This window comes from Jatrophihabitans sp. (assembly GCF_046262535.1).
In the GTDB taxonomy this organism is placed as follows: Bacteria; Actinomycetota; Actinomycetes; order Mycobacteriales; family Jatrophihabitantaceae; genus Jatrophihabitans.
Genome location: NZ_JBHEMO010000131.1, coordinates 1 through 16824, shown reverse-complemented (window position 1 = coordinate 16824; position 16824 = coordinate 1). Strand labels below are relative to the sequence as shown.

At 70.1% G+C, this 16824-nt stretch carries 15 protein-coding genes; 9 read left to right on the top strand and 6 right to left on the bottom strand.

Annotation, left to right across the window (positions count from 1 at the left end; all coding sequences use genetic code 11):
* A partial coding sequence (gene uvrA / locus ABR571_RS17240; RefSeq protein WP_409454440.1) for an excinuclease ABC subunit UvrA occupies positions 1–2119 on the bottom strand: 2119 nt, incomplete at its 3' end.
* 104 nt (positions 2120–2223) lie between these two features.
* Between uvrA and ABR571_RS17235 the strand changes: the two genes are divergently transcribed.
* Positions 2224–2688: a PPOX class F420-dependent oxidoreductase gene (locus ABR571_RS17235; RefSeq protein WP_409454439.1), complete on the top strand. Its 465-nt coding sequence runs from the start codon at positions 2224–2226 to the stop codon at positions 2686–2688.
* A 140-nt stretch (positions 2689–2828) separates the two neighbouring features.
* On the opposite strand, the gene ABR571_RS17230 is transcribed toward ABR571_RS17235, so the two are convergent.
* From ABR571_RS17230 to ABR571_RS17220, 3 genes are read right to left on the bottom strand one after another with little or no spacing between them, the layout of a single operon-like run.
* Positions 2829–3506, bottom strand: a complete 678-nt coding sequence (locus ABR571_RS17230; RefSeq protein ID WP_409454441.1) for a uracil-DNA glycosylase — start codon at positions 3504–3506, stop codon at positions 2829–2831.
* Positions 3503–5455, bottom strand: a complete 1953-nt coding sequence (locus tag ABR571_RS17225; RefSeq protein ID WP_409454438.1) for a S9 family peptidase — start codon at positions 5453–5455, stop codon at positions 3503–3505. Before ABR571_RS17225 ends, ABR571_RS17230 begins: the two co-directional genes overlap by 4 nt.
* Positions 5455–7197: a proline--tRNA ligase gene (locus tag ABR571_RS17220; protein ID WP_409454437.1), complete on the bottom strand. Its 1743-nt coding sequence runs from the start codon at positions 7195–7197 to the stop codon at positions 5455–5457. The genes ABR571_RS17225 and ABR571_RS17220 overlap by 1 nt, the downstream gene beginning before the upstream one ends.
* A 206-nt stretch (positions 7198–7403) precedes the next feature.
* Here ABR571_RS17220 and ABR571_RS17215 point away from each other — a divergent pair, with 206 nt between their 5' ends.
* From ABR571_RS17215 to ABR571_RS17200, 4 genes are all read left to right on the top strand, one after another.
* Complete coding sequence (locus tag ABR571_RS17215) at positions 7404–8210, top strand: serine protein kinase RIO (protein WP_409454436.1); 807 nt, start codon at positions 7404–7406, stop codon at positions 8208–8210.
* 26 nt (positions 8211–8236) lie between these two features.
* Positions 8237–9598, top strand: coding sequence for a mycothione reductase (locus tag ABR571_RS17210; protein WP_409454435.1), 1362 nt, complete (start codon positions 8237–8239; stop codon positions 9596–9598).
* A 23-nt stretch (positions 9599–9621) separates the two neighbouring features.
* A complete protein-coding gene (locus ABR571_RS17205) occupies positions 9622–10878 on the top strand; it encodes a DUF4032 domain-containing protein (protein ID WP_409454434.1) in 1257 nt (418 codons plus the stop codon).
* 89 nt (positions 10879–10967) lie between these two features.
* The gene (locus ABR571_RS17200) at positions 10968–11633 is read left to right on the top strand and encodes an MBL fold metallo-hydrolase (protein WP_409454433.1); all 666 of its coding nucleotides are present in this window, start codon (positions 10968–10970) and stop codon (positions 11631–11633) included.
* Between the two features lie 15 nt (positions 11634–11648).
* On the opposite strand, the gene ABR571_RS17195 is transcribed toward ABR571_RS17200, so the two are convergent.
* Entirely contained in the window at positions 11649–12038 is a 390-nt protein-coding gene (locus ABR571_RS17195) for a DUF2237 family protein (RefSeq protein WP_409454432.1), read from the bottom strand.
* Between the two features lie 88 nt (positions 12039–12126).
* Here ABR571_RS17195 and ABR571_RS17190 point away from each other — a divergent pair, with 88 nt between their 5' ends.
* Positions 12127–12618 carry a PH domain-containing protein gene (locus ABR571_RS17190; RefSeq protein WP_409454431.1) on the top strand — a complete coding sequence of 164 codons (492 nt, stop codon included), beginning with the start codon at positions 12127–12129 and terminating at the stop codon, positions 12616–12618.
* A 7-nt stretch (positions 12619–12625) separates the two neighbouring features.
* Complete coding sequence (locus ABR571_RS17185) at positions 12626–14134, top strand: PH domain-containing protein (protein ID WP_409454430.1); 1509 nt, start codon at positions 12626–12628, stop codon at positions 14132–14134.
* Here the strand turns inward: ABR571_RS17185 and ABR571_RS17180 are convergent.
* Entirely contained in the window at positions 14079–14600 is a 522-nt protein-coding gene (locus ABR571_RS17180; protein WP_409454429.1) for a TetR/AcrR family transcriptional regulator, read from the bottom strand. The two genes, ABR571_RS17185 and ABR571_RS17180, sit on opposite strands and share 56 nt — an antisense overlap.
* Before the next feature lie 202 nt (positions 14601–14802).
* On the opposite strand from ABR571_RS17180, the gene ABR571_RS17175 reads away from it, so the two are divergent.
* Positions 14803–16146, top strand: a complete 1344-nt coding sequence (locus ABR571_RS17175) for a cytochrome P450 (RefSeq protein ID WP_409454428.1) — start codon at positions 14803–14805, stop codon at positions 16144–16146.
* Positions 16143–16824 (top strand): SDR family oxidoreductase (locus ABR571_RS17170; RefSeq protein WP_409454427.1); only part of this gene is annotated, 682 nt, incomplete at its 3' end. The genes ABR571_RS17175 and ABR571_RS17170, both read left to right, overlap by 4 nt.

Sequence of the window (16824 nt, the reverse complement as noted above, 5' to 3'; positions counted from 1 at the left end):
GCGGCGTGCGCCCGATCGGCGACTGGTCGACGCCGACGACCTTGTCGAGCTGCTCGACGCCGCGGACCCGTTTGTGCCGGCCGGGCGGCAGCTTCGCGCCGTTGATCTTATTGGCCAGCGAGGCGTACAGGATGTCGTTGACGAGACTCGATTTGCCCGAGCCGCTGACCCCGGTGACGGCGACGAAGCAGCCGAGCGGGAACGCGACGTCGACATTGCGGAGATTGTGCTCGCGGGCGCCCTCGACGACGACCTCGCGCCCCCGCTGCGGCGGGCGGCGCAGCGGTGGGACGGGGATCTCGCGGCGGCCGGACAGGTAGGCGCCGGTGATCGAGTCCTCGCAGTTGCGCAGGTCGTCGACCGTGCCGCTGACGACGATGCGCCCGCCGTGCTCGCCGGCGTACGGACCGATGTCGACCACCCAGTCGGCGGTGCGGATGGTGTCCTCGTCGTGCTCGACCACGATCAGCGTGTTGCCGAGATTCTTCAGGCGCTGCAGGGTCTCGATGAGCCGGTGGTTGTCGCGCTGGTGCAGGCCGATGGACGGCTCGTCGAGCACGTACAGCACGCCGACGAGCCCCGAGCCGATCTGGGTGGCCAGCCGGATGCGCTGCGCCTCGCCACCCGCGAGCGTGGCCGCGGCCCGGTCGAGCGACAGGTAGTGCAGGCCGACGTCGACCAGGAAGCCGAGCCGCGCATTGATCTCCTTGAGAACCCGCTCACCGATCAGGTGATCGCGGTCGGACAGCGTCAACTTCTGCAGCCACTCGGCCGCGTCGCCGATCGACAGCGCCGATACCTCGGCGATCGAGCGGCCCTCGACGGTGACGGCCAGGATCTCCGGCTTGAGCCGCGTGCCCTCACAGGTCGGGCACGGGACCTCGCGCATGAAACCCTCGTACTTGTCGCGCGAGTAGTCGCTGTCGGTCTCGGCGTAGCGCCGTTCGATCCACGGGACGACGCCTTCGAAGTTGGCGTAGTACGAGCGGTCACGGCCGTACCGGTTGCGGTAGCTGACGTGCACCTGGTCGTCCAGCCCGTACAGAACCGCCTTCTGGGCCCGGGCCGGCAGCTTGTCCCACGGCGTGCTCAGCTTGAAACCGACGGCGTCAGCGACCCCCTGTAGCAACCGCAGGAAGTACTCACTCGTCTGCCCGCTCGACCACGGGGCGATCGCACCGTCGGCCAGGCTGCTCTCCGGATCGGGAACGACGAGCTCGGGGTCGACCTCCTGGCGGGTGCCCAGGCCGGTGCACACCGGGCACGCCCCGAACGGGGAGTTGAACGAGAAGGACCGCGGCTCGAGTTCGTCGATGGCCAGTGGGTGGTCGTTCGGGCAGGCCAGCCGCTCCGAGTAGCGCCGCTCGCGGTGCGGGTCGTCCTCGGGCAGGTCGACGAAGTCGAGGATCACGACGCCGCCGGCGAGCCCCAGCCCGGTCTCGACCGAGTCGGTGATCCGCTGCTTGCTCGACGGTTTGGCCGACAGGCGGTCGACGACCGCCTCGATGGTGTGCTTCTCCTGCTTCTTCAGCTTGGGCGGGTCGGTCAGCGAGTGCACGACCCCGTCGATCCGGGCCCGCGCGTACCCCTTGGCCTGCAGGTCGGCGAGCAGGTCCGTGTACTCGCCCTTGCGCTCGCGGATGACCGGCGCCAGGACCTGGAAGCGGGTGCCCTCGGGCATCTCGAGGATGCGGTCGACGATCTGCTGAGGGGTCTGCTTGGCGATCGGCTCGCCACAGATCGGGCAGTGCGGCCGACCGATACGGGCCCAGAGCAGGCGGAGGTAGTCGTAGACCTCGGTGATCGTTCCGACCGTCGAGCGCGGGTTCTTCGACGTCGACTTCTGGTCGATCGAGACCGCGGGCGAGAGCCCCTCGATGAAGTCGACATCCGGCTTGTCCATCTGCCCGAGGAACTGGCGGGCGTAGGCCGACAGCGACTCGACGTAGCGGCGCTGGCCCTCGGCGAAGATGGTGTCGAAGGCCAGGCTGGACTTACCCGATCCGGACAGCCCGGTGAAGACGATCATGGCGTCGCGGGGTAGGTCGAGGTTGACGTCCTTGAGGTTGTGCTCGCGGGCGCCTCGGACGATCAGTCGATCGCTGGAACGGTCGTTCACGCAGGGGTCTCTCGCTGGAGGACGGACGGAGCAGGTGCCGATGGGCTGAGCCCAGCCTAATGACCGAGTCGGACAACGGCAGGCCTACGGGGAAGGATGAGGAAATGCCGCGCACCGTCGCCACAAATACGGCCGTTGACCTCAACGCCCTGCTGGACTTCGTTCGTTCCCGCCACCACATGATCCTGCTCACCCGGCGCCGGGACGGGTCGGCGCAGCTCTCGCCGGTGACCGCGGGCGTCGACGGCTCGGGCCGGATCGTCGTCGCCAGCTACCCCGAGCGGGCCAAGGTGGCCAACCTGCGACGCGCGGCCGAGTGCTCCGTCCTCGTCCTGTCCGACGACTTCGGCGGCGCCTGGGTGCAGGTCGACGGGACGGCCGAGGTGCTCGACCTCCCGGAGGCACTGGAACCGCTCGTCGAGTACTTCCGCAGCATCAGCGGCGAGCACTCCGACTGGGACGAGTACCGGCAGGCGATGCGGGACCAGGGCAAGTGCTTGATTCGCATCACCCCCAGCCGTTGGGGCCCGATCGCCACCGGCGGCTTCCCGTCCCGTCTCGCGACCTGAGCGCGCGCACCAGGTCGGCCGCCGCAGCCGCCCGTCGGACACTCCCCGTGCCGATCAGGTTTTCCTCCGACAGCGACGCTGCTCGGCGTCCGCAACGGCGCCCAGCGACGAAAACGTGATCGACGGACGGCGTGCGCGCGTCAGTCCAGTGACCAGTCGACCGGGTCGGCGCCCTGCTCGACCAGCAGCGCATTCGCCCGGCTGAACGGCTTCGAGCCGAAGAACCCCCGGTCGGCCGACATCGGGCTGGGGTGGGCCGACTCGATGGCCGGCGTCGAGCCGAGCATCGGGCGCAACGTCTGCGCGTCGCGTCCCCACAGGATGGCGACCAGCGGGGTGCGGCGGCCGACGAGCGCGCGGATCGCCTGGTCGGTGACCGCCTCCCAGCCCTTGCCGCGGTGGGCGGCCGACGCGCCGGGCGCGACCGTGAGGCAGCGGTTCAGCAGCAGGACGCCGTGCTCGGTCCAGCGGGTCAGGTCACCGTGCTCGGGCGGGGTCGCGCCGAGGTCGCTGTGCAGCTCGCGGTAGATGTTCTGCAAGCTGCGCGGGATCGGCCGGACGTCCCGTTCGACCGCGAACGACAACCCGATCGGGTGCCCCGGCGTCGGGTAGGGATCCTGGCCGACGATGAGCACCCGCACGTCGGCGAACGGTTGGGTGAAGGCCCGCAGGATGTTGTCGCCGGCGGGCAGATAAGTGCGCCCGGCCGCGAGCTCGGCCCGGAGGAATTCGCCCATCGCCGCGATCTTGTCGGCGACCGGGGCGAGCGCCTCGGCCCACCCCGCCTCGACGATCTCGCTCAGCGCCTTCGGCGTCACGGTCGCCACAACGGCAGGACGGGCACCCCCGGCGGCTCGAACCCGAGGATCTGCCCGTAGAACGACAGCGCCGACTCCAGGGCGTCGACCACGGTCTCCCGCCTCCGGAAGCCGTGCGACTCGCCCTCGTAGGCGCGGTAGGCGTGCGGGATGCCCTTCACCACCATGGCGTCACGGAAGCGTTCCGCCTGCGCCGGCGGCACGATCGGATCGTCGAGTCCTTGCAACAGCAGCACGGGGCAGGACAACCCGTCGACGTGATTCAGAGGCGCCCGCTCGGCATACAGGGCCGCGGCCTCCGGCAGGGGGCCGATGAGCCCGTCGATGTAGCGGGACTCGAAGTCATGGGTCTCCTTGACGAACTCGACGAGTTCGGCGACGCCGAAGTGCGAGACGCCGCATGCGAAGACGTCGGTCGTGGTGAGCGCGGCCAGCACCGTCCAACCTCCGGCTGAGCCGCCCTCGATCGTGAGCCGGGCCGGATCGGCCAGCCCGGCATCGGCCAGCCCGGTGATGGCGGCGACGGTGTCTTCGACGTCGACCACTCCCCATTGGCCGAGCAATCGGTCGCGGTACTCGCGCCCGTACCCCGTCGAGCCGCCGTAGTTGACGTCGATGACACCGATGCCGCGGCTGGTCCAGTACACGATGGCGTCGGTCAGGCGCGGGACCGTCTGCGCGGTCGGACCGCCGTGCACCCAGGCGATGAACGGGGGCAACTCGCCGTCGGGCGCGACGTAGTCCGGATTGCGGGGCGGGTAGACGACGGCGTGCACCTCGCGCCCGCCCGCGCCGGAGAACGTCATCTGCCGGGCGGCCGGCTGGTAGGCCGGGTCGGGAACCGTCTCCGCATTCAGCCGGACCACCGTCGAGTTGCCGGACGCGAGCCCGATCATCCGCAGCCCAGTGGGCGTGTGGGCTCCGGCGCTGGACAGGAGCAGCCGGTCATCCGCGACCGCGAACAGGGTGACCGCCGTCGCGCCGTGCAAGTCGATGTCCTCGTAGCGACCGGAGGCCGGGTCGAGGGAGCTCAACGTGTCGGTCCCGGACGTGCGCCCGACCACCAGCCGGCCGTCGTCCAGCGGGAGGTACCACCGGGAGCCGAGCGTCCACATCGGGCCGCCGATCTCCTCGTCCAGCGCGCCGACCACGTCAGCGGCCGCGCCGTCGACCGGCACTCGATGGACGTTCCAGTAGCCGCTGCGGTCACTCAACGCCCACAGGGTGGCGTCGTCGGCCCATTCCGGCTGCAGCACCGATTCGGTTCTGGAACCCAACAGGGTCCGGGACGGCCCGCAGGTGCCGTCAGGGCCGAGGTCCGCGACGCGTAGTTCGGTGCCGTCCCAGGGCATCTGCGGGTGTTCCCAGGCGATCCAGGCCAGACGGCCGCCGTCCGGCGCGAGCCGCGGGGCGGCCAGGAAGTGCGAGCCGGCGACCACCGAACGGATCGCCGACTCGTCGTCGGCGGCCGAGCCATCGATCGGGACGACCGCGATGTCACGGCGGATCGCTCCGTCGTCGGCGTGCCGCTCCCGGACACACCAGATCTCGCCCGGCCGGAGGATCTGCAACTCCGCATACCGCCAGGCGCCGGGATCGGGCGGGTCGGGCGTCAGGGGGACCGGGCGGCCGCCGGGCTCGTCGACGCGGTACAGCCGCTGGTCGGTGAACTCGGCGAAGATGAGCACCCCGTCGGGCGTGGCTGTCCACGCGCCCCCGCCGTACTCGTGCACCCGGGTCCGGGAGTTCCACGGCGCGGCGAGCACATCCTGCGGCCCGTCCGTGCCAGCGCGCCGCACGGCGTACCGGCCGCCTTCGGCCGGCCGCGCCTCGAGCCACCAGACATCCGTGCCGACGAACCCGGCGTCACTGACGGGGTGGCCGCCGTCGGCGACCGCATCGGCCGTGACGGGCGAGACCCACGATCCGTACGGCGCGACCGTCGGCATCAGTCGCGAACCTCCGTGAGGATCACATCCGCCGCGCCGCCGACCGGTACGTCGCGCCGCTCGTCGGTACGCCGGTTGCGCAGCTCGACCACCCCGTCGGCGAGGTTCTTCCCGATGATGACGATCGTGGGTACGCCGATCAGCTCGGCGTCCTTGAACTTCACGCCGGGCGAGACGCCGCGCCGGTCGTCGTACATGACCCGCGCGCCGCCGGCCTCGAGTTCGGCGGCCAGCCCCTCGGCGGCGGCGAAGATCGCGTCGTCCTTGCCAGTGGCGACGAGATGGACGTCCGCCGGAGCGACGCTGCGCGGCCAGCACAGGCCCTTCTCGTCGTAGGTCTGCTCGGCCAGGGCCGCCACCGCGCGGGTGACGCCGACGCCGTAGGACCCCATCGTCACGGTGACCGGCTTGCCGTTCTGGTCCAGCGCGGTGAGGCCGAACGTCTTCGCGTACTTCTCCCCGAGCTGGAACACGTGGCCGAGTTCGATCCCCCGGGCGATCTCCAGGGGCGACCCGCACTTGGCGCACCGGTCGCCGTCGCGGATCTCGACGGCGCCGATCTCGCCGTCCGGCGTGAAATCGCGCCCCCGGACCACGTACGCGGCGTGCTTGCCGTCCTCGTCGGCCCCGGTCACCCAGGCGCTGCCTTCGACGACGAGCGGGTCGACGAGGTAACGCACCTTGAGGTCGGCGAGCACCCGCGGCCCGATGTAACCCTTCACCAGTCCCGGCTGGGTCGCCAGGTCATCGGGCCCGGCCTGCTCGACCACGACGGGCTCGAACTGGCCGCCGAGCCGCTTGAGATCGACCTCGCGATCGCCCGGTACGCCGACGACGAGGAGTTCCCAGCCGTCCGTACCAGGGGTGTGGGTGCGCAACACCACGTTCTTGAGCGTGCCCGCGGCCGTCGTGTCGTGCCCGAGTTCGCGCATGCGCTCTACGAGGGTGTCGATCGTCGGCGTGTCGGGGGTGTCGAGCACCTCCTGCGGCGGATGGTCGGTGGGATCGTGCGGCTCGGGTGCCGCGATCTCCACCGCCTCGGTGTTGGCGGCGTAGTCGCAGTTGGTGCACTGGACGAACGTGTCCTCGCCGGACGGGGCCGGCGCGAGGAATTCCTCGGACGCCGAGCCGCCCATCGCACCGGAAACCGCGAACACGATGCGGTAGTCGAAGCCCAACCGGCTGAAGATGCGCTCGTAGGCGTCGCGGTGGGCGCGGTAGGACCTCTCCAACCCCTCGTGCGAGAGATCGAAGGAGTACGAGTCCTTCATGACGAACTCGCGCCCGCGCAGCACGCCGGCCCGCGGCCGCGCCTCGTCGCGGTACTTGGTCTGGATCTGGTACAGCGACAGCGGGTAGTCCTTGTACGACGAGTACTCGCCCTTGACCAGCAGCGTGAACAACTCCTCGTGCGTCGGCGCCAGCAGGTAATCGACGTCCTTGCGGTCCTTTAGCCGGAACAGGGTGTCGCCGTAGTCCGACCAGCGACCGCTCGCCTCGAAGATCTCCCGCGGGATCAGCGCCGGGAAATGGACCTCCTGCGAGCCGATCCGGTTCATCTCCTCACGCACGATCTGCGCGACGTTGTTCTGGACGATGACCCCGAGCGGCAGCCAGGAGTAGATGCCGGGCGCGACGCGGCGCACGTAGCCGGCGCGCACCAACAGCTTATGGCTCGGGACCTCGGCGTCGGCCGGGTCGTCGCGCAGGGTCCGCAGGAACAGGGTGGAGAGTCGCAGCACGCCTGAAGGTTATCTGCGCGCCGGAAATGCGGTTGACCGCGCCGCTGACACTGGACGGACCACGTCGGATCGGCCGGCGGATGGATCGAGGAGGTGTCCGGATGTCGTCAACCGTTGCCCGGGTGTGCCTCTCGCCAGTGCCCGCCCATCCGCTTTCGCGCTGACCCCGACTCGCGGCGGTCGCGCGCCCGCCGAGGAGATCCTCAGTGCACGAGTACGACCTGACCGACGACCAGTCCTTCGACGAACCTCCGTTCTCCAGCTGGGACACCGCCCAGCACGGCCCCGAACCGCGCCCCGACTGGGTCGTCACCGACCTGAACGCCCTCGATACCGAACTCGGCGTCCTGAAGACGGGCAAGGAGGCCGACGTCCACCTTGTCCACCGCGGCGTGCCGGACGGGCCCGACTGCCTGCTCGCCGCCAAGCGCTACCGCGGCGCCGACAACCGGCTCTTCCACCGGGACGCCGGCTATCAGGAGGGCCGCCGTACCCGCCGCACCCGCGATACCCGCGCTATGGCCAAGCGCACCGCGTACGGGCGCGACCTCGCCACCGGACAGTGGTCGATGGCCGAGTTCAGCGCGCTCGGGCGCCTCTGGCGCGAGGGCGCACCCGTCCCCTATCCCGTTCAGCTCAACGGGACCGAACTGATGATGGAGTTCATCGGCGAGCCGGACGGAACCGCGGCACCGCGACTCGCTCAGTGCCGGCCAGGGCCGGCCGAACTGAGCGACCTCTTCACCCAGTGCGTCGACGCCATGCGCCTGCTCGCGCGCGCCGGCTGGGCGCACGGCGACCTCTCCGCCTACAACCTGCTGGTGCACGACGGCCGGCTGGTGATGATCGACGTCCCACAGATCGTCGACATCTTCGAGAACCCGCAGGGGGCGACGTTCCTCGAGCGGGACTGCACGAACGTCTGCCGCTGGTTCGCCGGCCGCGGCCTGGACACGCCCGAGTTCGACCATCTCTTCGGCGACCTGATGGCCGAGGCGGTCGCTCGCTGGTGACCGGGCTGGGCCGTATCGTTCGGTCCGTGATGCACTTCGACCTGGTGATCATCGGTTCCGGCTCGGGGAACTCGATCGTCACCCCCGATCTGCAGGACCGGCAGATCGCCATCGTCGAAGAGGGGATCTTCGGCGGCACGTGCATCAACGTAGGCTGCATCCCGACGAAGATGTTCGTCTACCCCGCCGACCTGGCCCACAACGCCGGCGAATGGCAGCGCCTCGGCCTGCACGGCCCGGCGCCGCAGCCCGACTGGCCGGCTGTCCGCGACCGGGTCTTCGGCCGGATCGACCCGATCTCCGAAGGCGGCCGCGAGTACCGAAGGACCGGCTCCCCCAACGTGACGTTGTTCGAGGCGCACGCGGAGTTCGCCGGCCCGAAGACGCTCCAGCTGTCGACCGGCGAAACGCTCACGGCCGACGACATCGTGCTGGCCACGGGAACGAGCGCAACGGTTCCCGACGTGGTGGCCGACAGCGGCGTCCCGTTCCACACTTCCGACACGATCATGCGGCTGGACGAGCTGCCCGAGCGGCTCGTCGTGCTCGGTGGCGGGTACATCGCGGCAGAATTCGCCCACGTCTTCTCGTCGTTCGGGGTGCACACCACCGTGCTGGCGCGCAGCACCCTACTGCGCCATCTGGACGACGAGATCACGTCGCACTTCACCGATCTCGTCCGCGGCCGGTGGCACCTGCGCGAGCACGTCGAGGCGACCGCGATATCGCAGGCCGGCGGCGAGATCACCGTCGAGCTGACCGACGGCGCCTCGGTGCAGGGCGACGTTCTCCTGGTCGCGACAGGACGGGTGCCCAACGGCGACCGGCTCAACCTGGGCGCCGCCGGGGTCAAGTCGCACCCGGACGGGCGCATCGTCGTCGACGCCCACCAGCGCACCTCGGCGCCCGGCATCTGGGCACTCGGCGACGCCTCGTCGGACTACCAGCTCAAGCACGTCGCGAACCACGAGGAACGGACGGTGGCCCACAACCTCGCCCACCCGGACGACCTGGTGGTTTCGGACCATCGCTTCGTACCGTCCGCCGTCTTCACCCATCCGCAGCTGGCCACCGTCGGCCTGACCGAGCAGGAGGCCAAGGCGAGCGGTCGTCCGTACGTCACCACCGTGCAGAACTACGGCAGCACGGCGTACGGCTGGGCGATGGAGGACACCACAAGCCTCTGCAAGCTCATCGCCGACCCCGCCACCGGACTGCTGCTCGGTGCGCACATCATGGGCGAGCAGGCGTCGACGTTGATCCAGCCGCTGATCCAGGCGATGAGCTTCGGCCTGGGCGTGTGTGAAATGGCCCGCGGCCAGTACTGGATCCATCCGGCGCTCGCCGAGGTGGTCGAGAACGCCCTGCTGTCGCTCGACCTGGACTGACGCCCGGGCCCTAGGCTGGCGCCGTGGGGAGCTACGCCTTCACGGCCGTCGGCACCAATACCGAGCTCATCGGCCTGCCCTTCGACTCTCCGCTCGCCGACTGGCCCGACGACCTGATCGTGCACGTCCCGCGCGGGATCTCGCGCCACCTCGTACGCTTCGTCGAGGTCGCGGGCGAAGTATTCGCAGTGAAGGAGGCGACCGACCGGTACGTGCTGCGTGAGCACAACCTGCTGCGGGCGCTGGCGGAGCACTCGGTGCCGGTGGTCGAGGCGTACGCCACGGTCGTCGAGCGGTTGGCCGACGACGGCGAGGAGCTGGGCGGACTGCTCATCACCCGCCACCTTCAGTTCTCCCAGCCGTACCGCTCGCTGTTCACCGGCCGCAGCCTGCCGGGGCTGCGTACCCGGCTGCTCGACGCGCTGGCCGGGCTGTTCGTGCGCCTGCACCTGGCCGGTTTCTACTGGGGAGACTGTTCGCTGTCGAACACACTCTTCCGGCGGGACGCGGGGGCGCTCGCCGCGTACCTCGTCGACGCGGAGACGGGCGAGATGCACGCGCGGCTGTCGGTCGGCCAGCGCTCCCACGATCTGGAGATTGCGACGGAGAACATCGCCGGCGAGATGTTCGACCTGCAAGCCGCCGGTTATCTCGACGAGGAGTTCGACGTCCTCGAGGCGGTCCACTCGTTGCAGCCGCGGTACCAGAGTCTCTGGGACGAGCTGACCGACGACGTCGTCGTCCCCCGCGGTGAGAACTACCGGATCAACGCGCAGCTGCGGCGGCTCAACGAACTCGGCTTCGACGTGTCGGAGTTGTCGATCAAGACCGAGCCGGACGGGCTGCGGCTGCACATCGACACCCAGGTCGTGGAAGCCGGGCACCATCAGCGGCGGCTCTTCGAGGTGAGCGGGCTACGGGTGCAGGAGAACCAGGCGCGCGACCTGCTCGGCGACCTCGCCCGCTTCAAGGCGAAATGGGAGTCCGGCACCGGGGTCGGCGTCTCCGACGACGCGGCCGCCCGTCGCTGGCTCGACCAGAAGTTCTACGGGACGCTGGGCCTCGTCCCGCCCGAGCTGCGCGTGAAGCTGCCCGACGCCGAGCTGTTCCACGAGATCAACGAGCACCGCTGGCTGCTGTCCGAGCAGCGTGACCACGATGTCGGCCGGGCGGCCGCCGTGGCGTCCTACGTCGGCACGGTCCTGCGCGATCTGCCCGACACGCGTGTCGACCTCACCTCGGGTCCGCCGACCGAGGAGTTCGAGCCCGTCTTCGACTGACTCCCCCTGCGTGATCAACAGACGTCGCGCGTCGAATATCGACGGTATCCATCTGTTGATCACGAGGTCGGCTAGTAGCTTCGAGACCCATGAGCGACAGTTACACCGGCCAGGTCGAGGTCGGCGGCCCCATGGACGTCCGCCGGCTACCCGGGCTGACGATCGCCAAGCTGGCCGTCGGCGGCATGAACAACAACGCGTACCTGCTGCGCTGCACCCAGACCGACGAGGGTCTGCTCATCGACGCGGCCAACGAGGCCGACCGGCTGCGCGAACTCGTCGTGTTCGAAGGCGACCCGGTGTCGGCGGTCCTCACCACGCACCGACACGCCGACCACTGGCAGGCACTGGCCGAGACGGTCGACTTCGCCGGCGCGGCCGTGTACGCCGGCGCCGACGATGCCGACGAGTTACCCGTTGCCGTGGACGAGCGCTTGCAGCACGGCGAGGAGATCACCGTCGGCGACGCGTCCCTGTCGATCATCGGCCTGCGCGGGCACACCCCAGGATCCATCGCCGTTCTCTACCGCGACCCCGAGGGTGTCCCCCACCTGTTCACCGGCGACTCGCTGTTCCCCGGCGGCGTCGGGCGCACCTTGTCGCCGGAGAGCTTCCGGTCGCTCATCGACGACGTCGAGACGCGTCTCTTCGCCGAGCTGCCGGACGAGACCTGGTTCTATCCCGGCCACGGCAACGACTCGACGCTGGGCGCCGAGCGGCCGCACCTCGCTGAGTGGCGGCAACGCGGCTGGTGAGGTCGTGAGGCGTCGTCAGGTCAACCAGCCGGGATCGGACGGAACGTCCACCGCGAACTCCCGGAGCAGCTCCAGCGGGACGATCTGCAACGCCCGCTCGTTGGTCGCCGCCAGCACCACGGGGCAGGCCGCCCCGTCCTCGTAGGCCTGCAGCCAGCGGGCCGCGACGACGCACCACCTGTCCCCCGGCTGCAACCCGGGGAACCGGAATTCCGGACGCGGGGTCGACAGGTCGTTGCCCACGCGCCGCTGGTGGTCGAGGAAGTCGCCGGTCACGACCGCGCAGACCGTGTGGCTTCCGACGTCGTCAGGCCCGCTGGTGCAACACCCGTCACGGTAGAAGCCGGTGACCGGATCGGTCCCGCACTCGTCGAGCGGCCCACCGAGCACGTTCCGATCGTCCACCCGCGCAGTCTGGCAGGTGACAACTGTCATCTGCACAAGACGCACACCGACGCTGCCCGCACATCCTGGCGGCGGACACTATGGAGCTGTGATCGAGGTAGAGCTCCGCCGACCCGCCCATCTGGTGAGCCGCCGAGCGCGCGCGTACTGGTCGGTTCGCGCGCTGCCCGGATGGCTCGTCATCGGCGCCGTCGAGACGCTCATCCTGTCCGACGACGGGATCTCCCAGACCGCCCGGGTAGCGGTCGTCTCGGTGACGGTCGCACTCGCGTTGGCGCATCTCGTCGTGATGCCGCAGTGGCGCTACCGCGTGCACCGCTGGGAGATCACCGAGACCGCCGTCTACACCCAATCCGGATGGTGGAACCAGGAGCGCCGGATCGCGCCGATCGCGCGCGTGCAGACCGTCGACACCCAGCGCGGACCCGTGGAGCAGATCTTCGGTCTCGCGAACGTCACCGTCACCACGGCGTCGGCCCGCGGACCGATCAAGATCCACGCACTGGACCGTGACGTCGCCGACAGCACCGTCGCGTGGCTCACCGAGCGGGCCCAGCGCAGTGGCGGCGACGGCACGTGACCCACGCATGACCACGACCGTCGAGCGGGCCGAAGACGCCACGTGGCACCGGCTGCATCCCCGCATGCTGCTCGTGCACCCCGTCGTCGAGCTCGGACGGGCGCTGCCCGCGCTGGTCGGTATCTTCCTGGCCGGCAGCGCGAACGGGCAGAACTACTGGGGCCTCATCGCGACGGGCGTCATCGCGGTGTTCTCGCTGACCCGCTGGTTCACCACCCGCCTGCGGATCACCGCCCACTCGGTCCAGCTGCGGCACGGGCTGCTGCGCCGAAAGACGATCACCACCTCGCGGGACCGGATCCGGACCGTCGACGTCACGGCCAACCCGCTGCACCGGTTGCTGGGTCTGGCCCGCGTCGTGATCGGTACCGGGACGAACGACCGCAAGGGCGAGGGACGGATCATCCTGGACGGGCTGACCCTGCCGGTCGCCTCCGCTCTGCGCGACGACCTCCTCCACCGCCGGGTCGACATCGACATGACCGCGCCGCAGGCCGATGCGAGCGAGCTTGCCGTGCTGGACCGGGGATGGATCAGATACGCACCCTTCACCCTTTCCGGCGTGCTGACCGGCCTGGTCATCTGGGGGTTCTACTGGCGCGTGCAGGGCGAATCCGGCGTCAACCTCCTGCGCACAGGGCCGCTGCGTTCGATCTCGGCGACGCTTCGCCGCCTGCCCACGGCGACCGAGGTTCTGGTGGTGGCCGGCGCGCTGGTCGTCTTCGTCGCAGTGACCTCCACGGTCGGGTACCTGCTGGCGTTCTGGAACTTCCGGTTGGTCCGGCACGACGGCGGCACGCTGCAGGTGACCCGCGGCCTGCTGACCACCCGGGCGACGAGCATCGAGCGGCGACGGCTGGTCGGCGGCGCGCTCGCCGAGCCGCTGCCGCTGCGTTGGGTGGGCGCCGCGCGGACCACCGCCATCGCCACCGGCCTGCGAACCGGACGGGGCGCCGAGCGCGGCGGTGAAGTGCTGCTGCCGCCGGCGCCCCGGGATAAGGCGGCCGGCGTGTTGGCCCGGGTGCTGGACGGATCGCCCGCGGTCACCGCGGTGCTGCGCGCGCACGGCCCGCGGGCCCGTCGCCGACGGCTCGCGCGCGCCCTCAGCTCCAGCACCCTGTTCGGCGGCGGCGCGGTCGGCGCGTGGCTGCTCGGCGCCCCGGCCTGGCTCCTGGGCGTCGCGGCCCTCGCCCTGATCGGCGCGGTGCCACTCGCCGCCGACCGCTACCGGAGCCTGGGCCACGCGGTGGCCGACGGGTATCTGGTGGCCGGAGGCGGCTCACTCGTCCGGCGACGGATCGTGCTCGACGCGTCCGCGGTCATCGGATGGAACCTGCACAGCAGCTACTTCCAGCGCCGGGCCGGGCTCGTCACCTTGACCGCCACCACGGCCGCCGGCCGGCAGAGCTACGCAGTGACCGACATCGAGGGCGCCGAGTCGCTCGTCATCGCCGACGCGGTCACGCCGGATCTGCTGTCGGCGTTCCGGACAGCACCGACACCCACATCGCCGTGAGGTGGGTGACCACCTCGGTCCGTGACATCCGCAAGCGGCCGGACAGCACGGCTTCGATGACATCGGCCGCGCCGCCCATCAGGAACAACGCCGTCGACCGCGCCGTGCGGCGCCGGCCGAGGCCCATGCCGCTGAGCAACGGAAGGCCGTCGATGATCAGGTCCGCGTAGTCGGTGACCAGCTTGTGCCGCCGTTCCCGCAACGGTCCGTGGCCGGTCGCGGCCACCAGCAGCGCGCTCGCCTTCCGGGCATCGGTGGCCACGACGCCGTAGCCCGCGTCGATGGCGGCCCGCACCTGGGCCGCCAACTCGTCAGGGGCGGCCGCAAGCGCGGCGAGGGAGCGCTCGGCCACTTCGTCGACGACCGAATCCACGGTGGTCATCAGCAGTTCGTCGAGATCGTCGAAGTTCTCGTAGAAATAGCGAGGCGTCAGGCGCGCCCGGGCGCACACCGAGCGGACGCTCACGCCGGACAGGCCATCGGCATGCAGGCAGTCCAAGGCGGTCTCGATGAGAAGTTGCCGTCGCTGTGCTCGGCGATCCGCCGCGGATACCCCGCGGTACGCCCCGGTCACCGCCACGGCGAGACCCGCCCTTCCGACAGATTGACAACAGTCGTTATCACACTAGGGTCGAACCTCTCAGGAGGCAATCCACCGAGGTGATCCGATGACCGTCCAGCAGCGACCGAGCACCCTGAAGTCGATGCCCGGGTCACCCGGCCTTCCGCTGATCGGCAACAGCCTGAAGTTCGCGCGGGGCACCATGGTCGCCTCGCACGACTGGTGGGACCGCTACGGCGCGGTCTCGTGGACGAACGCCGTCGGCCAGCGCTGGATCAACGTCGAGGGTCCCGACGCCTGCGGGGCGGTGCTCCAGGACCGCGACAAGGTCTTCGACGCGAGCGGCTGGTCGCTGTTGATCGGCCCCTTCTTCAAACGCGGCCTGATGCTCCTCGACGGCGCCGAGCACCATCGGCACCGGCGCATCATGCAAGAGGCATTCACCTCCGAGCGCCTCGCCGGCTACTTGACGCCGATGAACGAGACGATCGGGCGTGGGCTCGACGCGTGGAGCCCGGGGGCGCTGCAGTTCTATGCCGCGATAAAGCAGCTCACCCTCGACCTGGCCACCCGGACGTTCATGGCCGATGACATCGGTGCCGAGTCCCAGCGGGTCAACACCGCGTTCTCCGATTCCGTCCGCGCCGCCACCGCCTTCGTCCGCGTCCCCCTGCCGGGTCTGCGCTGGACCCGCGGGCTCGCCGGGCGCCGCCTGCTGGAGGAGTACCTGCGTCCGCGGATCGCTGCACATCGCGCGGCGGAGGGCACGGACCTCTTCAGCGCGCTCTGCCATGCCCGCACGGATGACGGTGAGCAGTTCACCGATGACGACATCGTCAACCACATGATCTTCCTGCTCATGGCCGCGCACGACACGTCGACGATCACGCTGACGACGATGGCCTACTACCTGGCCCGCTACCCGGAGTGGCAGGAGCGCTGCCGCCAGGAGTCGCTGGCCCTCGGTAGCGACGCATTGGACTACGGCGATGTCGACAAGCTGGCGTCGCTCGACCTCGTGATGAAGGAGTCGATGCGGCTCGTCACGCCCGTTCCCGGCGTGCCCCGGCGGGCGAGCCGGGACACCGAGCTGCTCGGCTTCCACGTCCCCGCCGGCGCCTACCTGGCGGTCCACCTCTGGGGCATCCACCACATGAAGGAACTGTGGCCGAACCCCGAGCGCTTCGACCCCGAGCGTTTTGCACCCGACCGCCGGGAAGACAAGGTCCACCGATACGCCTACCTGCCGTTCGGCAACGGCGTGCACAAGTGCATCGGCATGTACTTCGGCGGGCTGGAGATCAAGGCCGTCATGCACCAGTTGCTGCAGCGCTTCCGTCTGGAGGTGGCGCCCGGGTATCGGATGCCGCTCGACTGGGTGTCGCTTCCGAGGCCGAAGGACGGCCTGCCGGTGCGCCTCGTTCCGCTGCACGCCAGGATGGCCGGATGACCTCGAGCGCGCCGCTGGCCGGCAAGACGATGATCATGTCCGGCGGCAGCCGCGGTATCGGGCTCGCCATCGCCGTGCGAGCCGCCCGGGACGGCGCCAACGTCGCGATCATCGCGAAGACCGACACGCCCGATCCGCGGCTGCCCGGCACGATCCACTCCGCGGCCGAGGAGATCGAAGCGGCCGGCGGCAAGGCCTTGCCCATCCTCGGCGACGTGCGGGACGACGAATCGGTGGCGAGCGCTGTCGCGAAGACGGTGGACCGCTTCGGCGGCATCGACCTGGTCGTCAACAACGCATCGGCGATCAACCTCGCCAACATCGGCGCCCTGCCGCCCAAGCGCTACGACCTGATGCTCGACATCAACGCCCGCGGCACGTTCCTGCTGACCAGCCTCGCCCTACCGCACCTCGCCGAGTCCGCCAACGCACACGTGCTCACCCTGTCGCCACCGCTCAACATGGACCGGAAGTGGCTGGCGGCCCACGCGCCGTACACCGTCAGCAAGTACGCCATGACGATGCTGACGCTGGGCGTGGCCGAGTCGCGGCGCGACGACGGCATCGCCGCGAACTGCCTCTGGCCCAGGACGCTGATCGCGACCGCCGCCGTCCAGAACCTCGTGGGCGGGGACGCCGCGATGGCCGGGTCGCGGCGGCCCGAGATCATGGCCGATG